Source organism: Vibrio lentus (assembly GCF_002875945.1).
GTDB classification, from domain to species: Bacteria; Pseudomonadota; Gammaproteobacteria; order Enterobacterales; family Vibrionaceae; genus Vibrio; species Vibrio apostichopi.
The window spans coordinates 242,550-262,315 of the sequence record NZ_MCZK01000097.1; the positions used below are offsets into that span (position 1 = coordinate 242,550).

General features: G+C 43.7%; 16 protein-coding genes and 1 other annotated feature. Of the genes, 6 read left to right on the forward strand and 10 right to left on the reverse strand.

Annotated elements, in window-relative coordinates:
* Window positions 1-24: 24 nt before the first annotated feature.
* From BCT49_RS07425 to BCT49_RS07435, 3 genes are read right to left on the reverse strand one after another with little or no spacing between them, the layout of a single operon-like run.
* On the reverse strand, window positions 25-1,137 hold the full coding sequence (locus BCT49_RS07425; RefSeq protein ID WP_102434707.1) for an anhydro-N-acetylmuramic acid kinase: 1,113 nt from the start codon (window positions 1,135-1,137) through the stop codon (window positions 25-27).
* The gene (locus tag BCT49_RS07430) at window positions 1,137-2,018 is read right to left on the reverse strand and encodes a BadF/BadG/BcrA/BcrD ATPase family protein (protein WP_102434708.1); all 882 of its coding nucleotides are present in this window, start codon (window positions 2,016-2,018) and stop codon (window positions 1,137-1,139) included. The genes BCT49_RS07425 and BCT49_RS07430 overlap by 1 nt, the downstream gene beginning before the upstream one ends.
* Before the next feature lie 3 nt (window positions 2,019-2,021).
* On the reverse strand, window positions 2,022-3,614 hold the full coding sequence (locus BCT49_RS07435) for a sodium:solute symporter (RefSeq protein WP_102434709.1): 1,593 nt from the start codon (window positions 3,612-3,614) through the stop codon (window positions 2,022-2,024).
* A gap of 247 nt (window positions 3,615-3,861) precedes the next feature.
* On the opposite strand from BCT49_RS07435, the gene BCT49_RS07440 reads away from it, so the two are divergent.
* From BCT49_RS07440 to tyrA, 4 genes are all read left to right on the forward strand, one after another.
* Window positions 3,862-4,710, forward strand: a complete 849-nt coding sequence (locus tag BCT49_RS07440; protein WP_017077734.1) for a MurR/RpiR family transcriptional regulator — start codon at window positions 3,862-3,864, stop codon at window positions 4,708-4,710.
* 11 nt (window positions 4,711-4,721) lie between these two features.
* Entirely contained in the window at window positions 4,722-5,711 is a 990-nt protein-coding gene (gene nagZ, locus BCT49_RS07445; protein ID WP_102434710.1) for a beta-N-acetylhexosaminidase, read from the forward strand.
* A 246-nt stretch (window positions 5,712-5,957) separates the two neighbouring features.
* Entirely contained in the window at window positions 5,958-7,031 is a 1,074-nt protein-coding gene (locus tag BCT49_RS07450; protein WP_010434849.1) for a 3-deoxy-7-phosphoheptulonate synthase, read from the forward strand.
* Window positions 7,032-7,148: 117 nt separating this feature from the next.
* The gene (gene tyrA, locus BCT49_RS07455; protein ID WP_102434711.1) at window positions 7,149-8,276 is read left to right on the forward strand and encodes a bifunctional chorismate mutase/prephenate dehydrogenase; all 1,128 of its coding nucleotides are present in this window, start codon (window positions 7,149-7,151) and stop codon (window positions 8,274-8,276) included.
* A gap of 164 nt (window positions 8,277-8,440) precedes the next feature.
* Here the strand turns inward: tyrA and BCT49_RS07460 are convergent, their stop codons facing one another.
* From BCT49_RS07460 to ettA, 3 genes are all read right to left on the reverse strand, one after another.
* On the reverse strand, window positions 8,441-9,451 hold the full coding sequence (locus BCT49_RS07460; protein ID WP_102434712.1) for a M23 family metallopeptidase: 1,011 nt from the start codon (window positions 9,449-9,451) through the stop codon (window positions 8,441-8,443).
* A 48-nt stretch (window positions 9,452-9,499) separates the two neighbouring features.
* On the reverse strand, window positions 9,500-9,868 hold the full coding sequence (locus tag BCT49_RS07465; protein WP_102434713.1) for a PilZ domain-containing protein: 369 nt from the start codon (window positions 9,866-9,868) through the stop codon (window positions 9,500-9,502).
* Window positions 9,869-9,958: 90 nt separating this feature from the next.
* Entirely contained in the window at window positions 9,959-11,626 is a 1,668-nt protein-coding gene (gene ettA, locus BCT49_RS07470; RefSeq protein ID WP_017110510.1) for an energy-dependent translational throttle protein EttA, read from the reverse strand.
* A 264-nt stretch (window positions 11,627-11,890) separates the two neighbouring features.
* On the opposite strand from ettA, the gene sltY reads away from it, so the two are divergent.
* Both sltY and trpR read left to right on the forward strand, forming a co-directional pair.
* Entirely contained in the window at window positions 11,891-13,840 is a 1,950-nt protein-coding gene (gene sltY, locus BCT49_RS07475; RefSeq protein ID WP_102434714.1) for a murein transglycosylase, read from the forward strand.
* 173 nt (window positions 13,841-14,013) lie between these two features.
* The gene (gene trpR, locus BCT49_RS07480) at window positions 14,014-14,307 is read left to right on the forward strand and encodes a trp operon repressor (protein ID WP_017110512.1); all 294 of its coding nucleotides are present in this window, start codon (window positions 14,014-14,016) and stop codon (window positions 14,305-14,307) included.
* Between the two features lie 161 nt (window positions 14,308-14,468).
* On the opposite strand, the gene yjjX is transcribed toward trpR, so the two are convergent.
* The 4 genes from yjjX to hpf all read right to left on the reverse strand — a co-directional run bounded on the left by yjjX (window position 14,469) and on the right by hpf (window position 19,405).
* The gene (gene yjjX / locus BCT49_RS07485; RefSeq protein WP_102434715.1) at window positions 14,469-14,990 is read right to left on the reverse strand and encodes an inosine/xanthosine triphosphatase; all 522 of its coding nucleotides are present in this window, start codon (window positions 14,988-14,990) and stop codon (window positions 14,469-14,471) included.
* Window positions 14,991-15,000: 10 nt separating this feature from the next.
* The gene (locus tag BCT49_RS07490; protein WP_102434716.1) at window positions 15,001-17,331 is read right to left on the reverse strand and encodes a putative bifunctional diguanylate cyclase/phosphodiesterase; all 2,331 of its coding nucleotides are present in this window, start codon (window positions 17,329-17,331) and stop codon (window positions 15,001-15,003) included.
* Window positions 17,332-17,649: 318 nt separating this feature from the next.
* Window positions 17,650-18,825, reverse strand: coding sequence for a prephenate dehydratase (pheA, locus tag BCT49_RS07495; protein ID WP_102434717.1), 1,176 nt, complete (start codon window positions 18,823-18,825; stop codon window positions 17,650-17,652).
* A 12-nt stretch (window positions 18,826-18,837) separates the two neighbouring features.
* Window positions 18,838-18,959 (reverse strand) — a sequence feature (Phe leader region).
* Between the two features lie 110 nt (window positions 18,960-19,069).
* Window positions 19,070-19,405, reverse strand: a complete 336-nt coding sequence (hpf, locus tag BCT49_RS07500; protein ID WP_004735034.1) for a ribosome hibernation-promoting factor, HPF/YfiA family — start codon at window positions 19,403-19,405, stop codon at window positions 19,070-19,072.
* Window positions 19,406-19,766 lie beyond the last annotated feature (361 nt).

The window sequence follows — 19,766 nt, forward strand, 5'->3', positions numbered from 1 at the left end:
CTAAAATGATGGTTCTAAAGTTGTTTAGTCAGCACGATATAGAACGCCTAGAGAGGCTGCTCTGCTTGCGCCAGTCACTTCTGGTAAATTGCTTGGCAGTTGATGAACATGACGTTGAGCAAGCCACGCAAAGGCCATGGCTTCCATGTAATCGGCATCAACGCCTTTACTGGTCGTCGACTCAACCACCCAGTTAGGAAGCAGTTCAGACAGTCTCTTCATCAACAATGGATTTCTCGTACCACCGCCACACACATACAGTGCAGGTTGGTTACCCAGGCGATAAGTCTCCACTTCATTGGCTATCGTTAATGCGGTGTATTCACAGAGTGTGCGCTGAACATCCTCTGCTGTAAGGTCTTTAAATTCTGTTAATTGTTGCTCTAGCCAAGGTAGATTAAATAGCTCTCTGCCAGTGCTTTTCGGTGGCATTTGAGATAGGTAAGATTCATTCAACAGCTGTTCGAGCAAAGCTTGATTGAGTTGGCCTTTTAGCGCGAACAGTGCGTCACGGTCAAATTTCTCACCCGTGTGTTTATCTACCCAAGCATCCATCAACATATTGCCAGGGCCAGTATCATAACCAAGAGTAGGCTGATTCGGGCGCAGCACTGAAATATTCGAGATACCACCAATATTCAACACCACAACTGAGCTGTCTTGCGGGTGAAAGATCGTATGGTGAAACGCTGGTACTAATGGCGCACCTTGCCCGCCAAGCGCCATGTCTTTGCGTCTGAAATCGGCGATGGTTTGAATCTCTGTTTTCGCGGCAATGATATTGGCATCACCCAGCTGCATGGTAAATGGCGAATCACCGGTTGGCTGGTGGAATACTGTTTGGCCATGGTTACCAATCGCAGTCACGGACGATGCAGGTGTACCTGATTTGTCGAGAAGTTGTAGAACCGCATCAGCAAATAGATGACCAAGCTGGTGGTCGAGTTCACCAATGGCAATCAAATCCGTTTTCTGACCAATACAAACCTCAAGCAGGCGGGCTTTGATATCCTCTGGCATAGGGAACTCATCATGAGCGAGTAATGTGATACCAGTATCTTCTATCGAAACTAAGGCGGTATCAACGCCGTCCATACTCGTTCCCGACATCACACCAATGTATAACTCTGACTTCATTACGAGTCTCCTAAGTTGAGCTGATTAATCTTCTGGTTAGCCAATACTTCTGCGCCATCCAGAGCGTTGCCTTGAACATGTAAACTACGATCTTGAATCGCTGGTGAGAGACGCTCACGATAGAACTGTCCTAAGCTACCCAAGAACATAATAGGTAGCGTGTTGTTACTAGAACAAGCCAGAGTGAGCAGCTCTATTTGAGTAGTCCCTTGCTCTATAATCGCTTTTGCCGTTGAACATTGCGATTCAATGTCCACCAGAGCTCTTGCAAATTGAGCATAGTCAGTCGCGTTCGCTTGGTTAATCCATTCTAATATTTGGCTACGTTTACTACCGGTTTTCTTCATAACTAAATCGCGAGTCAAAGATGAACTCTGAGTGTCGAACTCGATGAGGGTTTGTTGAACCGCTCGAAAGCCAAGCCAAGCGCCACCGCCTTGATCGCCAATCGGAAATCCCCATCCACCAAATTGCAGGGTCTCATGTAGGGAATCCAATTGGATGGCAACTGACCCCGTACCTATCGCGATACAATTGACGCCTTGCCCTGCATTGGCACCAAATACTGATGCTTCTGCATCGGTTGTGATGTACAGGTGAGGACAATGCGCTAAAGCGGATGTTAACTTGGACTTTAACTGCGCATTACCCGCTCCAGCGACACCTAACACAATATAACATTGTTTCGGTATTATCTGGTTTGTCGCTAGAATTTCATCAATATAATGAGTGAGTTGAGTCACAGCAGCTTCACCGTATAGGGTCAATGAAGTCGCCGGTAAAATGAACTCCTCAATCACTATTGATGTGGGCTCTATTTTCTTAAGCCTGACAGCGGTTTTTGTTCCGCCGCCATCGACTGCCAAAGTGTGTGTAATCATCCACTAAACCGTTTGTAGCTTGTTGACTTCTTGAGTCTGTTTTTTACCTGCTAGACAGACAACCAACGAGACAAAGGTGCCAATACATAATTGATAAGGGAAAGCCAATCGAACACCAACCCAGTCAGCGTTAATCACGCCCATCACGCTATCCCACACGTAAGCCTGCATCAACAATGTCGTTAAGAAACCGGCGATAAGGGCTAGAGCAACCGAGGTTTCGTTGCCACGTTCAGTAAAGATTGCAGTGAAGTACACGCCCAGTAAACCTGTGTAGGCAAACACCATCACACTCAGTGCAAATGATAACAGTGGCATGTCGGTGTATTGCTGCCAGTAGTAACATAAGATGCCCATGCTACCCAAAGCGATTGCTGCTACAGCCATACCAACACGTCCAGCTTTCACGTAATGGAAGTCATCTTGCTCTCCTTTACGAGCTTCTAACCAAGGCTTGTAGATATCTTGCACCGCAACCGAAGACATTGAGTTTAAGCCGGAGTTTAACGTTGAAAGCGCTGCTGCGACGACACCAACAGTTACTAAGCCACGAAGACCCGCAGGCATTTCATTCAGCACGTAGTACATGAAGATCGTTACGTTCTCACCATTAAAGTTTTGCACGACTTCTTTGCCTTCCACACCCATTAGCTCAGGTCTTTGATAGAAGACATACAGCAGTAGACCAATAGACATGAATACGAGCACAACTGGAATTGAGAAGATGATTGAGTTGATCATCGCTTTTGAACCTTGCTTGGCATCTTTACACGTCAACACACGTTGAGTCATGTCTTGATCAAGACCAAATGCACCAATGTTCAACAATACAAAACCAGTGATACATGCCCAGAAACTAAAGGTGCCAGCAGGACTAAAGTCGAGAGTGAAATCGAGTAGGGTCAGCTTAGAAGATTGGCCTTCGCCAGGGTTTGCGAGTACTTGAGCTATTTGGCTGAAGTCGGCTGGAATTTGTCCTAGTAAATAGATGATTACGGCAATGGCTGCGCCGACATAAACCACAAGTTGGATTAGGTCACTCCAGATAACGGAACGAATGCCACCCATGTAGGTATAAGCAAGGCCGACGGCTACTAAAATGACAACCGAAGTCACCACACTGCTAGGGTCAATGTTGGTAAACAGAATCATCGAGACTGCAATCGCAGCCATGTAGAGGCGGGCACCTGAAGCAAATACTCGACCGACCAAATACATCACACCTGCACGTTGTTTGGTTTTCTCGCCAAAGCGCACTTTCAGTAGCTCATAAACGGTTGAGACTTTGTTTTGGTAGAAGCGAGGGATAAGTACTAAGGCAACGAAGATGGCACCAATAATGCCGCCAATGTTGGTCGCTAAGTAGGTTAAGTCACCACGGTAGCTAGATTCGGGCCCGCCTAAAAATGTCGCAGCAGATTGTGATGTCGCGAGCACCGAGATAGCCACGACCCACATTGGCATCGAGTTACCACCTAAAAAGTAGTCCTTAGTGCTCGTTATTTTTGTTCGGCTGAAGTGCCAACCTGTAAAAGCAATAATGGCGAAATATATCGCAAATACGGCCCAGTCCAGTGAGGTAAATAGTGAATTCATAGCAGCTCCGTAGCATGAATAGGGTAGAGGGTACTTATAATTATTTTTTCAGAATGTCAGTTTGAATAATGAGTTTCAAAATCTATTCCTTGGTGGAATAGTGACCAATGATTTTCTTTGACCATGATCCCAGAAGGCTGTGTTAGCTATTCCATACGGGAGAATTCGAAGGAATAATTATTCCAATGAGAATACAAAACTCGTTATGATAACGAGGTGCGGTTAGAGATAAGGGGAAGGGCGTTTAATGAAAGGCATTGCGAAAGTAAAAGCGCTGTTACCCAAGCTGTCTCCATCCGATGCGCTGGTGGCGCGATATGTTCTTGACCACCCACAACAGGTGAAGCAATTATCTTCGCCCGAGTTGGCCAAAGCCGTCGGAGTGAGTCAGTCAACGATAGTGAAGTTTAGTCAGAAGCTTGGTTATAAAGGGTTTTCAGAAATGAAGGTCAAACTCTACCAAAGCGATATGACTTATCAGCCCGTATCTCAACGTGGCATACATGGCACCATCACTCGTAAAGATCCGCCCGATATGGTGATGGACAAACTTCTTGCAAGCAAAACACAATCGCTTGAGCGCACTGTGTTATTAAACGAAGGTGAGCAGTTAAACCATGCCGCAGATATTTTACACCTTGCGCGTAAGGTGCAGATCTCAGGCGTTGGCGCCTCATCGTTGGTAGCGAAAGATCTTGCCTATAAGCTGATGAAAATAGGTCATGCCGCCAATGCAGAGCAAGATGCCCATATTCAAATTGCCAATGCCGCTTCTCTTTCTGAAAATGATGTGTTGATTGCGATTTCTTATTCTGGAAACACCAGAGAAGTGGTGAAGGTGGCTCAGCTAGCCAGATCGAAAAAGGCCAAGGTGATAGTGATTAGTCAGCTATCACCTTCTGCTTTAGACAAATACGCTGATATTAAATTGATATCAGCAGCCGACGAAAATCATATTCGCAGTTCATCTATAACTGCTCGTGATAGCCAACTTTTTATTACTGACTTGTTGTTCATTGCGTTAACTCAGCAGGAAGAGCAAGCCGACCAATTAATTGAACAAAGCAAATCTGCAGTAGCAGAATTTAAGCAATAGAAGGATATTGTATGGGACCGTTGTGGGTAGATGTTGCGGGCTATGAGCTAACAGCTGAAGACAGAGAAATTTTAGAGCACCCAACCGTTGGTGGTCTCATCTTATTTGCTAGAAACTACCACGATAGCAAACAGCTATCGGCGTTAAATAAAGAGATCCGCAAAGTCGTAAAACGTCCTATTTTAATCGGTGTTGACCAAGAAGGTGGCCGAGTTCAGCGCTTCCGCGATAGCTTTTCAATTATCCCTGCAGCTCAGGAATTTGCGACCAAGAATAATGGCGAACAATTAGCAGAACAAGCGGGTTGGTTGATGGCGGCGGAGTTGATTGCCCATGATATCGATCTGAGCTTTGCGCCTGTTCTAGACAAAGGCCACGACTGTAAAGCGATTGGTAGCCGAGCGTTTGGTGAAGATATTGATACCATCGTTCGCCACAGCAGTGCTTTTATTAAGGGCATGAAATCGGTTGGTATGGCGACAACAGGGAAGCACTTCCCAGGGCACGGCGGCGTGATTGCTGACTCACACCTTGAAACGCCTTACGATCCTAGAGACGACATCTTTGAAACTGACATGGCGATCTTCAAGGCTCAAATTGAAGCTGGAATATTAGATGCGATGATGCCTGCGCACGTGGTTTTTTCTCACTATGATGATCAGCCAGCGAGTGGCTCTGAGTATTGGCTGCAGAAAGTATTAAGACAGCAACTTGGGTTTAAAGGCCTAATCTTCTCTGATGACTTAACCATGGAAGGCGCTGCGATTATGGGTGGGCCAGCCGATAGAGCAAAGGCTGCCTTGAATGCAGGTTGTGACATGGTGTTGATGTGTAATAAACGAGATGCACAAATTGAAGCTCTTGATCACTTAGCGATTCAAGAGGTGCCTTTAGCCAACTCATTGCTTAAAAAGCACAGCTTTGACTTACCGACTCTTCACTCGGATAGCCGATGGAAAGAGGCCTCAGAGCAAATTAAGCGAATGTTAAACGCTGGGTGATAAATAAACACTCTATAAGTTTTAAGAAGGCGATATGAAAAATATCGCCTTTTTTGTATGTGCTAGGCGTGGTTTAGGCTTATTTGTGCCTCAGAACGAACTAAAGATGATGTGTAAATTAATATTTACACTAAATGTTTTTTATTGTTTACACTTGCAATCGTTTTTGTAGCTGTTATTGTGGTTTTAAAGATTGTTAGCCCAAATGGAAATGTTGGGTGTAAAAATAAATATACAGGTTGGGTTATGCAAAAAAGTGAATTAAGCAATGTCAATATCATCGACGAACAGGTACTGATTACTCCAGAGGAGTTAAAAGCGAAATTACCTTTGAGCGATAATGCTCGTCGTTTTATTCAAGAGTCTCGTGAAACGATTGCGAATATCATTCATAAGAAAGATCACCGTATGCTAATCGTGTGTGGCCCATGTTCTATTCATGATCTAGAAGCTGCGAAAGAATACGCAAAACGCCTCAAAGCACTTTCTGAAGAACTGAGCGACCAACTGTATATTGTAATGCGTGTTTACTTTGAAAAGCCTCGTACCACTGTTGGTTGGAAAGGTTTGATCAATGACCCACATCTAGATGGTACGTTCGATATTGAGCATGGTCTGCATGTTGGTCGTGAGCTTTTAGTTGAGTTAGCTGAGATGGAAATCCCACTAGCGACAGAAGCACTAGACCCAATCAGTCCACAATACTTAGCAGATACATTCAGCTGGGCTGCGATTGGCGCACGTACTACTGAATCTCAAACTCACCGTGAAATGGCAAGTGGCCTTTCAATGCCAATCGGCTTTAAGAATGGTACTGACGGTAACTTAGGTACTGCAATTAATGCGATGCAGGCTGCTTCTTCTAGTCACCGTTTCATGGGTATCAGCCGTGAAGGTGAGGTTGCACTGCTAACGACTCAAGGTAATCCAAACGGTCACGTTATTTTACGTGGCGGTAAGCAAACGAATTACGATTCAGTATCAGTACATGAGTGTGAACAAGAACTGGGTAAATCTGGTTTAGAAGCTGCGTTGATGGTCGATTGCAGCCACGCAAACTCTCGTAAAGATTTCCGTCGTCAACCATTGGTTGCTGAAGACGTTATCCACCAAGTACGTGAGGGTAATAAATCAATTATTGGCCTGATGATTGAGAGCCACATTAACGAAGGTAATCAGCCGTCAGATATTCCTCTAAATGAGATGAAATACGGCGTTTCTATTACCGACGCGTGTATCAATTGGGAGTCAACTGAGGCACTATTGAAACATGCACATACGGAGTTAGTCCCGTTTTTAGAGAACCGCCTGAAAGGTTAGTCAGAGTTTAAATTTAAGTGCCTCATCTAATGGGGCATTTTAAGATCTGTCGCTAACGAACCTGCGTCAGTGCGGGCTTTTAGATTAGCGCGGGCTTATAGATTAGTAAGGAATAAAATGGCCGTTGAACTGAACGAATTACGCGACCAAATCGATGCTGTCGATAAACAAATGTTGGATTTACTGGCTCAACGACTGGCTCTAGTAGAGAAAGTCGGCGAAGTGAAAAGTGAACATGGTTTACCTATTTATGTACCAGAACGTGAAGCTGCGATGCTGGCGTCTCGCCGTCAAGAAGCCGAGAAAATAGGGGTTCCGCCACAGTTAATCGAAGATATTTTGCGTCGTACTATGCGTGAGTCTTATGCCAGTGAAAAAGATTCTGGTTTTAAGTGTCTTAACCCAGAGTTGCGTTCAGTGGTTATCGTTGGTGGTAATGGTCAACTTGGCGGTCTGTTTGGCCGTATGTTCAAGCTTTCTGGCTACGAGGTGAAAATCCTTGGCAGCCAAGATTGGGATAAAGCCGATGAGATCTTAGATAATGCTGGCCTTGTGGTTGTAACGGTTCCAATTCACCTAACTGAAGGTGTGATTACGAAGCTGGGTAACCTACCAAGCGATTGTATTCTTTGTGATTTGACGTCGATTAAATCAAAGCCTCTACAAGCCATGATGAACATGCACCAAGGTCCAGTGGTTGGATTGCACCCAATGTTTGGTCCTGATGTACCAAGCCTTGCGAAACAAGTGATTGTTTACAGTGATGGACGTGGTTCTGAAAGCTACCAATGGTTGCTGAATCAATTTGGTATTTGGGGCGCGAGCCTATGCCAAATGGATGCTGCTGAACACGACCATGGTATGACTTTGATTCAAGCACTTCGCCACTTCACCTCTTTTGCTTACGGCTTACACTTAAGTAAAGAGAACCCGAACATTGATCAGCTTCTGAAGTTAAGCTCACCAATCTACCGACTTGAAATTGCGATGGTTGGCCGTCTGTTTGCTCAAGACCCGAACTTGTACGGTGATATCATTCTTTCTTCGGATGAGAATATTGAGATGATTCGACGCTTCCACAGTCGTTTCGGTGAAGCATTAGAAATCTTGGATGGGAAAGATAAAGCCAAGTTCGTTGATAGCTTTAATCAAGTCAGTGATTGGTTTGGTGATTACTCTCAGCAGTTCTTGCAAGAGAGCCAAAACCTTTTAAAACAAGCACATGACTCGATTCATCGTGGCTAATTACTATTTGAAATTATAAAAAAAGAGCGACCTGATGGTCGCTCTTTTTTTATCTCATTCAGGACTAAAAGTAGTTAGCCTACAGTAGGCTAAAAGCAATTAGATCATCATAGGCCAAACCAACTGGCCCTAATAATCAATAGCTAATAACCAACAGCTAATAACTAGTTAGTCGCGATAGGCTTTTTAGTATCTTCACTTGATACCGTGTCGATAGTCGAGCTAATGTAAGGCACGTTAGTCAGATTGATCTGCAAGCGAACCACATTATCAATCAGCTGAACCAGTGGACCCCACTTAACCTTTTTCTCTTTCTCGAACACGTAGTTGAAGTTTTCCGGTGTCCAATCCATCAGGTATTGAGGGTTCAATGAACGACCAAGGAAGCGTACTTCATAATGCAGGTGTGGTCCGGTTGAGTTACCTGAGTTACCACAACTCGCAATCACATCCCCTTTACTAACAAACTGACCGCTGCGAACTTTGAATTTTTGTAGATGCGCGTAAGAGCTCATGAAGCCGAACGAATGACGCATAGTAATAAAGTTACCGAAGCCTTTTTTACTTGGGCGTACCGTTTCAATAACTCCATCTGCGGGCGCGACAATATCTTCACCACGCTTACACGTTAGATCGATACCAGTATGCACATGGCGCTTACCTGAAATAGGGTTAGTGCGGCTACCATAAGAAGAAGAGATACGTTGATAAGCCATAGGGCTGTCGTTTGGAATCAAGCGAAACATCGTGGCTCTTACTGCTGAATCTACTGCAGCAGCATCAATACGATCTTCTAAAGAGATATCATCGGTAAGCAGCTCTTCATCGGCAAGACCAAGCACGGATTCCACATCAAATACACGTTTACCAAGCAGTTGAATGGTGCCTTCTTTCTCGGTGAGTGTTTGCGATAACGAGTGATTGGTTTCTACCTGCTCGGCGTAAAGAAACTCGGTTTGCTCTTTTTCAACAATCAGCGTTTCAATCAACTGTTGTGCATCGCCTGCTTGTATTGCGAGCTCTTGTTTACCTTCGACGTGCATGTAGGCAGCTCCGCCAATTAACAGCGGTACTGAAAAAATGGCAGTGGTGCACATGAGCACGGCTTTTCGGCCGAAATAAAACGTCTGTTCCCCATTGTTAGAGGGAATAGTAATGGAAATTTTTTTAGACATGGTTCTGTATTAACTAAATGCTTCTAATAGAAAAAGGTAATGGAGATATTATTCCTTACCTAAATCGGTAAGGTGTTCAATCTCTCTATAAAGCAGTTCATCGTCGCCGACATTAAGCTCAACAAGGCGCTTAAGGTGGCTAATACTATCAATATCTAAATGCTCTATGCGTAAACGCATTGAGGTATTGATGGTAGAGACTATCGTTGCTTCTAACTGAATATTGATATCACTGTTGGTGAGCTTAAAGCTAACTTGAACAGGAACATCGTGGCTGAGTTGCTGCCATTTATCACATTGAATGAGTAAACCATGGAGAGATAAGTCTTGCACTGAGCCTGATACATTTACTTGTCCTTGTGAGATCTCAGTCGGGACTTGATAAATAACTCGTGAAAATTGACGTCTTTCAAGCATAGGTAATTTCTCTATATCAATAGGTAAATAGTAAGCCAGATATATTAAAGGCCGCTATTATCGCGGCCTTTGTTCAAAATACAAGCTAATTTACTTAGTAATACGCTTGTACTTGATACGGTGCGGTTCAGCCGCTTGTGCGCCCAGAGTCTTCTTCAGCCACTCTGTGTACTCAGTATAGTTACCTTCGTAGAAGTTAACTTGACCTTCATCACGGTAGTCTAAGATATGGGTCGCAATACGGTCAAGGAACCAACGGTCATGCGAGATAACCATTGCACAGCCAGGGAACTCAAGCAGCGCTTCTTCAAGTGCACGTAGAGTTTCGACATCAAGGTCATTGGTTGGCTCATCGAGTAGCAGTACGTTACCGCCCGCTTTTAGCAGTTTCGCTAGGTGAACACGGTTACGTTCACCACCAGAAAGCTGACCGATGATTTTCTGTTGGTCGTTGCCTTTGAAGTTGAAGCGAGAGCAGTATGCACGAGCAGGGATTTCGAAGTTGTTGATCTTAATGATATCAGCGCCTTCAGAGATCTCTTGGAATACTGTTTTGGTGTCATCCATGCTGTCACGGAACTGATCAACAGAAGCAAGCTTAACCGTTTCGCCTAATTCAACTGTACCTGAATCTGGCTGTTCTGCGCCGCTTAGCATCTTGAATAGTGTTGATTTACCTGCACCGTTGGCACCAACGATACCGACGATAGCGCCTTTAGGCATGCTGAACGATAGGTCGTCGATAAGAACGCGATCACCAAATGACTTAGTTAGGTTCTTAACTTCAAGTACCTTGTCACCTAAACGCTCACCTGGCGGGATGAACAGTTCGTTAGTTTCGTTACGCTTCTGGTATTGGCCAGTCGTTAGTTCTTCAAAACGAGCCATACGAGCTTTAGACTTAGCCTGACGGCCTTTAGGATTCTGACGAACCCACTCAAGTTCTTTCTCGATGGTCTTTTGACGTGCGCTTTCGCCTGATTTCTCTTGCTTCAGACGCTCATCTTTCTGTTCTAGCCAAGATGTGTAGTTACCTTCCCATGGAATACCTTCACCACGGTCAAGCTCAAGAATCCAACCAGCAGCGTTGTCTAGGAAGTAACGGTCGTGGGTAATTGCCACAACAGTACCGCTGTAATCAACAAGGAAGTGCTCAAGCCAAGCCACTGATTCTGCATCCAAGTGGTTGGTTGGTTCATCAAGAAGCAGCATGTCTGGCTTCTCTAGAAGTAGACGACAGATCGCAACACGACGACGCTCACCACCTGATAGGAATTCGATTTTCGCATCCCACTCAGGAAGACGGAGTGCATCAGCAGCACGCTCTAGAGCTGTCTCTAGGTTGTGGCCATCTTTTGCTTGGATAAGTGCTTCAAGCTCGCCTTGTTCTTTAGCAAGAGCATCGAAATCTGCATCTGGTTCTGCGTAAGCCGCGTAAACAGCATCGATACGCTTAAGTGCGTCAGCAACATCAGAAACTGCTTCTTCTACGATTTCACGCACTGTTTTTGATTCGTCTAGTACAGGCTCTTGCGGTAGGTAACCGACTTTAAGGCCTTGTTGTGCACGAGCTTCACCATCAATATCAGTATCAATACCAGCCATGATACGTAGTAGGGTAGATTTACCTGAACCATTTAGACCCAAAACACCGATTTTAGCGCCAGGAAAAAAGCTAAGAGAAATGTCTTTAAGAATTTGACGCTTAGGTGGAACAGTTTTGCTCACCCGAGACATGGTATATACGTATTCAGCCATTGCCGATCGATCCTAATTTATTGTTCAAAATTGTCTGCTATTTTATACCAATATCCCCAAAGATGTTACTCCTAGGACAGAAAAGCCATTCTTGAACTAATTCTTACCTATTATTGTCACATTAGTCATTAAAACTATATTTAATGAGCTTCTGAGGCGAAGTGTTAAATATTAATAATATTTACACTCAAACTCTTTACATTTGATGTGATGTCGGGCGTAAATAGACTTCACGTATTCATACACGCACTAAGGAAAGAGCGAATGTTTTTCCGCATTGGTAATACGAAAATTGCTGTCGCTGCATCGGCAATTTTGTCTTCATTTTCACTGGCTCCGATGGCTTTGGCGAGCAATGCATCTGAGCTTGAAATGCAGCGTGATGTTTATGACAGAGCGCAAGAGGTTTTGGACAACCGAGATCTAAAAGCCTACTCCGCGCTGCGCAACAAAATTCAAACATACCCTCTAACGCCTTACACGGATTATCGCGCCTTTCTCATCGGCCTAGGTGATCGCACACCTGCTGAAGTCGATGCTTTTATTGAAGAGAATAAAGCGCTGCCATTTTCGAATCGTATGCGCGCGCCTTACTTAGATTCATTAGCCTCTCAAAAGCAGTGGCAAACGATCCTTGAATTTCAAACCCAAGAGCCAGTTGGTGAAAAATACCAATGTATCTATTATCGAGCGCATTATGAGCAAGGTAATCAAGAGATCGCCTTCAAAGGGGCGAAACAGCTTTGGTTAAGTGGTAGTGGAGTTGATGACGCCTGTGACCCACTTTTTGAAGGATGGGATAAAGCCGGTTTAAGAACGGATGATCTGATACTCGAAAGGATGCTATTAGCGTTTGAAGGCCGTAACGGTAAGCTGATGACCTATTTGATTAAGCAATTAGATCATGATGAGTCAATTGCTCAAGCTAAGCAGATGAAGGCGTTGTACAACAAGCCTGAAAATGTGCTCGCGTTTGCTAAGAAGCACCCTGCGAATGAATTTTATCAAGCTCAAACCGAGTTTGGTTTTGAGAAACTGGCAAGGAAGTCAGCAAGCAGCGCTCAAGAGATTTTTGATGATGTTGTGAAAGCTCAAAAGTTATCTAAAGAAAAATCTCAAGAGTTAGCGGATTACCTCACGTTCCGTTTGATCAATACCGACTCTGAAGAGCTGATGGAGTGGCGAGACAAAATGCTCGCGAGTTCATCAAAGCAAGTGCTGCTTGAGCGACGTGCTCGTTTAGCGATCCAACATGCCGATTGGACTGGCTTGAAAGAGTGGATTGCGCGCTTAGATGATAAACATCAAGCTTCGCTTCGTTGGCAATATTGGCAAGGCCGAGCTGAGATAGCACTAGGCGATACTGCTGAAGGTAACAAGCGACTGTCAGACATTTTGGGTCAGCGTAATTTCTACAGTGTGGCGGCGGCTAAGCAATTAGGTAAGCCAGTTAGCTATCCCACGTCGACACTTAAATACAATGCCGAAATGGTGAAGCCGTTCGACACCTCTTTGGTTCGTATTGGCGAGCTGATTGACCGAGACAAAATTGCGGCAGCGAAGAGTGAATGGCGTTGGTTACTAACCAATACTGATAAAGATCAGAAATCAATGCTTGCCGCTCATGCTGCGACACAGCGTTGGAATCACTTTACGGTGACGGCGAGTATCTCAGCGAAGATGTGGGACAACATCGCGTTACGTTTCCCTGTCGCTCACAAGTGGTGGTTTAACTTTTACGCTGAAAAGCACGATATCGACCCTATTACCTTGATGTCTTTAGCGAGACAAGAGAGTGCAATGGATTCAGAGGCTCGCTCTCCGGTTGGGGCTCGCGGTATCATGCAAATCATGCCGAAGACGGCTCAATATACGGCGAAGAAGCATCAGATTAAGTATCAGGGTAGCGATGATCTTTACGATGTGAGCAAGAACATTGAGATTGGCAGTCATTACCTCGATGGGTTGCTGTCTCAATATGATAATAACCGTATTTTTGCTTTCGCGGCATACAACGCGGGTCCGAGCCGAGTGAAACAATGGCGTTCACGCAGTGATGAAAAGTTAGATGCGTACGCCTTTATCGAAATGATCCCATTCAAGGAGACTCGTGGCTATGTTCAGAACATCTTGATGTTTGAGACTTACTATCGGGATATCTTGGGCGAGAAGGGAACGTTTTTAGCGCCGCATGAGGCAAAAACGAAATACTAAGGTCTCGGCGCTTTGTCCGAAACTAAGTAAATATTAAAGGCAGTGAGTGCGAACCATTTCCACTTACTGCCTTTTTACATTGGATCACAGTGAGTGTTTCGGTATAAAGTGTTGAACGCTTTCAATCGTTAAGCGACTCTTTAAAGTCAGAATTTAAAAGTAAGTGTATAAATATGGCATCACAACCTGAATATGATAATTGGCAACAACTAATGGATTTGGTAAAAACAGCCGCTGAAAAAGATCAGCATGAGCTGTTGTTGACCATGATGATGACATCTGATGAACGCGATGCTTTGGTTGCTCGAGTTAATATTCTTTGTGAATTGATGAAAGGCGAGATGTCTCAGCGACAAGTGAGTCAAATGCTGGGAGTAGGCGTTGCGACGATCACCAGAGGCTCTAATGAGCTCAAGGCTAAATCTGAACAAGAGAAAGCGGCCATCGCCGAGTTACTGCTTAAGTAGATCTACTTATTAAGCACTGAAGTTTGATAGAAACGCTAACAATCCGTTAGCGTTTTTTGTTTCTGCTGTATTGGTTAGGCTTTCAACGAGATAACTAAAACTAAACCTTTGAAAACCATGTCTTTGAAAAACCGTGTCTTTGAAAAGCTGTGTCTTTAAAGCTAAGCGGGAAAGTGCTCAGGATTCACGAAAGGGATAAGCGCTAAGATCAAAGCTTGATGATATACCGAACTGCGCGAGAGTTGGTTGTGTGTCAGTAAGCCAATCGCCCCACCTTTTTGCTTGATGTTGTCCGTTCCGAAGACTTCATCCATCACATCCCCTAACTCATTCGCATACTGGAGCTTATCAAGTACAACTGGTGGCAGCATCAGGCTTGCCGAACGAGATTCCCCACGTTGACCATTTGCTTCAATTATCATCCAAGCAAAGGTTACGTTACCTTCAATTCCAGATTCTAATCCGACATGAAAGTCTGCATTTGGCATCTCTTGGATCGCATTGCTCACGCGGTTCACTGCACCTTGATAGGTTTCATCATTGCTCATGGGTTGATCTGCAACCCCGCTGGGTACGCTAACCCCGATGAATTCGAATTCAGTATTAGGGAAAGCAGATAAGAACGCACTTTTAACGGCGTTGATTTTAGCTGGGTTGAGCGATGCAATGACTACGGATTTCATGAATGAGTTCTTATTGTTGGTGGTTAAATTGCAATTGATGTTCTCTGTACCAATCACTTAGGTCTTCAAGTGGCATCGGTTTGCCAAAATAGTAGCCTTGCAGCATATCGCACTGCGCCTCTTGTAACCATTGATGCATGCGTTTGGTTTCGATGCCCTCAGCGGTGACCTTCTTTCCTTGTGCATGACACAAACTTATCACTGGTTTTACTATGTTCTGATTGTCTGTTTCGATCAAGGTTTCTAAAAAGCCCTTATCCAATTTGATTTTTTGAGTCGGATATTGAACCAACTGGGTTATCGATGTGTAACCAGAGCCAAAGTCATCAATCGCTAAGCGGTAGCCCATTCGAGAGAGCTCGTTCAATAATGGAAACCCTTGTGAGTTTGAGTAGAAGGTCTCGGTGATTTCAAAATCAATTAAGCTCGGCGGAATACCATTGATCTTGGCGTGTTCACCGATGAAAACTGCAAGGTGAGTCGTTTCTATTCCTGCAGAAGATAGATTGATAGAGAGCTGAATTGAATGATCAAACTGAGCTTGAAGCTTATGGAACGAAGCAAAAGCATGTTGGATTACCCAGCGATCGACCAGTTCGAATAACCCGGTTTGTTCGGCAATCGGAATAAACTCATCGGGTGGAACTGAACCTAGTTGTTGCGAGTCCCAACGTAACAGCACCTCAACACCAATGACCTGACTTCCTGTTGAATCCATGTATGGCATATAAACGAGTTTGAACTCCTCATCAAAGTTCTTATGTCTCAGAGCCTGTTCAATGCTTGCCTGTCGTTGAATAGTTTTGTCTAAATCTGAAGAGTAATCAGCGTACTGGTTCTTACCGGCTCGTTTGGCTTGGTACATAGCCGTGTCTGCATTTGAGAGCAGTTTTTCTATTGAGTGACCGTCATTAGGGTAGGTTGCAATGCCGATACTGACCGTAATCGGATAGTTGCCAGATTCAGTAATAAATCCTTTTTGAAGGGGCGCCAATAATGTATCTGAAAACTTATGTGCGATATTTCCATGGCGAGCCGGTGCATTGATGTAAACAACGAATTCGTCACCAGAGAGTCGAGCTGGCATGCAATGGGCATCGTAATCCGTTTGGTATAGGGCACCGATTTCGGAAATACGTTGAGCGAAAGAGACTAAGATCGAGTCGCCAATTTGATGACCATATTTATCGTTCACAAACTTAAAATTATCTAAATCTAAATAGAGTACCCATGTGTATGTTTTCGAGTTTGTTTTCGGGAGTGATTGCTCAATAAAGGTTTGGAATTGACGTCGATTGGCGATCTTAGTCAGTTGGTCATTTTCAGCTAAAACTTTGGTCTGTTGATAGGTGTTATCCAACTCTTGGTACATGTCATAAAAGCGATGCGATAAGCGGCCTAGCTCGTCATTTGTTTTTAAGCGCTCAATGTTCTTTCTTTGTTTTTTCTCTACTTGCTGTAATTGTCGGTCTAGCCTGGAAATTGGGCTAATGACACAGCGAGAGAGAAGCATAAGCAGTAAGGCAACCGTTACTAAGGCTGACAGTGCAAACGACAGGCTCAGTTTATTCCAGATAGAGTCGAGCTTATTGTTTAAAAGAAACTGAGCAGGATCGACCGTCGCGTAAAGCTCAGGTGCCAACTTCACTGACTGTGTTAAATCATTTTCCAAAGAGATGGCGGTTGGCGTGAAAAACAAACTGGTCTGATAGTCGAACTCGATCTGCTTTCGCAATGTATTAAATTTATCGAGAGAAACAGAAACCACCACAAAAAAAACATCACTAGGTTGATAGCTTACAGGGGGCGAAACCGTTTTTTTATCGAGCACTTCGTAGTGAACTAACATCCCTTCGCCTTGAGAGTTTTGGACATAATTGGTGCTCGACTCTTCTAAAGTCTTTTGATATTGACGATCAATAAACTCAAGAATTTTAGGGTCCATTTTCGCGAGTGAGTCACTACTATTGTCTGCGTAATAACTGAGCTTTCGTTCACCATCAAGCAGTGCTAGCCCAGTAAAACTCTCATCCCCATCTTGTAAGAATTGGATGGTTTCTTGAAGGTTATTGATCAGTTCAAGATCGCGATAAGGATTGTCATCAACTAAAAAATAACGTCGAACCAAGTCACTGTTAGTAAGAGTGTAAGAATAACTATTTAGGAAGGAGCGAGATTGGCGAAAATACCCAGCCAACTTTTCCATATTCAGTTGCAGTACGTTGTCTTCGCGTTTTATGAAGCTGCTTTTCTGCGTTGAGTAAATGATATAGCTAGAAGCTGCGGTACTAATCAGTATAACAGGGGCTATTAGAAGTAATATTTTAGTACTGAGCTTCATTGTTACATACAACACTATTTATAATTTTGTGCGTAAGTTTATGTTACTTACTGATAGCTCGCTATCAATTACACGTTGTTAGATGATTTCCTGTGAAGGCAATAAGGTTTTGTCTTTATTGATAAAAATATGATTAGTGGGGTTTTATTATGTTGATAATGATTTTAGGAGAGGGGTGTGAAGAGATAGCTAACGGAATAACAATTTCATAGCCAGCAGTACTTATTTTTGCGTATTGCTGAGTTCGATTGTTATTCCGTTTGCGTTAGTTTTTACTGTTTGGCCTATGGTAGGCGAATTGCTTTTGGCAACCTAAACTTACGACAACTTAACTTGAGTCGCTTTAATGTTCTCACTTGGGTAGCAGCCTAGCACTTTTAAGTGGCGAGTAATGGCCGTCAGTTCCGTGATTGCTTGCTGCATGTTATCCGCATTCAAGTGTGCTTCTAAATCAACATAGAACATCTCTTCCCATGGGTTACCCATAATTGGACGAGATTCTAGTTTCGTCATATTGATGCCCAAGCGTTGCAGAATCAGTAGGGTTTCAACCAAAGAGCCGGCTTCTTGAGAGGTCGACATGATAAGTGTCGTTTTTGCTGGGATCTGAGTTGAGACTTCAACCGGTTTACGCGCCACAACGATGAAGCGAGTATGGTTCTCGGTTTGATTAGCAATGTTGCCTTGTATTGCTTGAAGTCCATACAGTTTGCCACTTGAAGCGTTACCAATGGCCGCTACATCATCACTATCCAGTTCTTTCACTTTCTTCATTGCGTCAGCGGTGCTTGCACAAGATTCAAGGCTTACACCTTTAAGGCGACTCAAGAACTCACTGCATTGCTGATGAGGTTGTGGGTGCGAATAAAGCGTCTTAATGTTTTCTAATCGAATGTCATTTTTAGCAACTAAGCAGTGTTCAATAGGCTGAGACAGTTCACCCACGATGTAGAGCGTTGTATGTTGCAGAAGATCGTAAACTTCGTTGATTGAACCAGAACTGGTGTTCTCAATCGGCAGTACACCGTAATCGGCATGACCAGATTCCACCGTCGATGCGACTTCTTTGAAATGATTGCAGTTAAGCTCTATCAATTCCATATTCTTGCGGCTGAAGTATTCACGGCTAGCAAGATGAGAATATGAACCTTTAGAGCCTAAGAACGCAACGCGAGCCAGTGGCTTACGGCTTTGTGGATTCGCAAGGTTTTGCAGGTATGACTGTTGCAGCAGAACCGAATCTTCAATGATGGTATGAAACAGCTTAGTAATGTACTGCGCATCAAGCTCGTATTTATCTTTACCGTTGTTAATCAGCTTAACCAGAAGCTGCTGCTCACGAACGGCATCGCGTACAGGCTTTGATGTCTCTACTTTACTTTTTGCAACTTCAATACTGAGTTTGCGGCGTTCTGAAAGTAAACTCAGCAGTTCGTCATCTAAATCATTGAGACGAAGGCGGATATCATCCAGTGAAATTGAGCGGTCAGTCATAAATGTGTCCTTATAAAAAAGCCTCCCTAGTGTGGGAGGCTTCTTGTTCGTTTTTGACTTGTTTTTCTAAAACGACTCAGCCTCCGATTTACGGAAGAAAAAAGAAGTCAAAAATAAACAAAGATTGAGTGTGCATAAAAAGTGATTGTTTTATGAATGTTTAAACACAATAAGCAAGCGAGCAACAAGCGTCAAGCAAAAAAATAGCGCCCTAAGGCGCTATTTTTTAATCTGTTCTTTTTCCTTATTCTACTTCAGCTTCTAGCTCTTCGATTTCAGGCTTTTCAGCGCGGCGCGCTTCAGGTTTATGACGTAGCTTGTTGAGTTGACGCTCTAGCTTTTGTTCTACTTCGTTGATAGCTACGTAGAGGTCGTCATGGATTGATGAAGCAACAAGTTGTCCTTTTGGCACCGTTAGAACGGCTTCGAATTTTTTCTTCTTGTTTGGTTCTTCGCTAAAGCTCGCTTGGCAGCCAATGATGTCTACTTGCCATTTATCCAGCTTTTTAAATTTGCTTTCTATGTGATCACGGATTGCAGAGGTAATGTCGATATTTTTACCAGTGATGTTCATTTTCATAGAAGTTTTCCTCTGTTGTATCCCTCATGGGTTAACTTCAGATTACGACTTTTAGGAATAAAGAATGTGATCTAGATCTTATTTTGGTTGGGTGGGAGAAGCATTAAAATCAAATGTGATCTCACGCAAGTCTTGGTATCTTTTTGTCGAAAAATGCTTGTTATCCCTATGAAAAACGATAAGTTGGAGGCAAGGCTTCGCTAAAAATTAAACCAGTTTTTAGGGGCGTCCTACAGCTTTTTGAAAGTGTTTGATGAAAATTTACGCAATATACTTTCGTGATTTAAGTCACACCAAAGAACTATCCGAATTTGATAAGCAAAAGCCGCATAAGTTTCCTTATGCGGCTTTTGTGTTTTTA

Bases quoted from the DNA above. Each gene is read 5' to 3' on its own strand.
- BCT49_RS07425 (WP_102434707.1), bottom strand. From the start codon at position 1,137: ATGAAGTCAGAGTTATACATTGGTGTGATGTCGGGAACGAGTATGGAC.
- BCT49_RS07430 (WP_102434708.1), bottom strand. From the start codon at position 2,018: ATGATTACACACACTTTGGCAGTCGATGGCGGCGGAACAAAAACCGCT.
- BCT49_RS07435 (WP_102434709.1), bottom strand. From the start codon at position 3,614: ATGAATTCACTATTTACCTCACTGGACTGGGCCGTATTTGCGATATAT.
- BCT49_RS07440 (WP_017077734.1), top strand. From the start codon at position 3,862: ATGAAAGGCATTGCGAAAGTAAAAGCGCTGTTACCCAAGCTGTCTCCA.
- nagZ (WP_102434710.1), top strand. From the start codon at position 4,722: ATGGGACCGTTGTGGGTAGATGTTGCGGGCTATGAGCTAACAGCTGAA.
- BCT49_RS07450 (WP_010434849.1), top strand. From the start codon at position 5,958: ATGCAAAAAAGTGAATTAAGCAATGTCAATATCATCGACGAACAGGTA.
- tyrA (WP_102434711.1), top strand. From the start codon at position 7,149: ATGGCCGTTGAACTGAACGAATTACGCGACCAAATCGATGCTGTCGAT.
- BCT49_RS07460 (WP_102434712.1), bottom strand. From the start codon at position 9,451: ATGTCTAAAAAAATTTCCATTACTATTCCCTCTAACAATGGGGAACAG.
- BCT49_RS07465 (WP_102434713.1), bottom strand. From the start codon at position 9,868: ATGCTTGAAAGACGTCAATTTTCACGAGTTATTTATCAAGTCCCGACT.
- ettA (WP_017110510.1), bottom strand. From the start codon at position 11,626: ATGGCTGAATACGTATATACCATGTCTCGGGTGAGCAAAACTGTTCCA.
- sltY (WP_102434714.1), top strand. From the start codon at position 11,891: ATGTTTTTCCGCATTGGTAATACGAAAATTGCTGTCGCTGCATCGGCA.
- trpR (WP_017110512.1), top strand. From the start codon at position 14,014: ATGGCATCACAACCTGAATATGATAATTGGCAACAACTAATGGATTTG.
- yjjX (WP_102434715.1), bottom strand. From the start codon at position 14,990: ATGAAATCCGTAGTCATTGCATCGCTCAACCCAGCTAAAATCAACGCC.
- BCT49_RS07490 (WP_102434716.1), bottom strand. From the start codon at position 17,331: ATGAAGCTCAGTACTAAAATATTACTTCTAATAGCCCCTGTTATACTG.
- pheA (WP_102434717.1), bottom strand. From the start codon at position 18,825: ATGACTGACCGCTCAATTTCACTGGATGATATCCGCCTTCGTCTCAAT.
- hpf (WP_004735034.1), bottom strand. From the start codon at position 19,405: ATGAAAATGAACATCACTGGTAAAAATATCGACATTACCTCTGCAATC.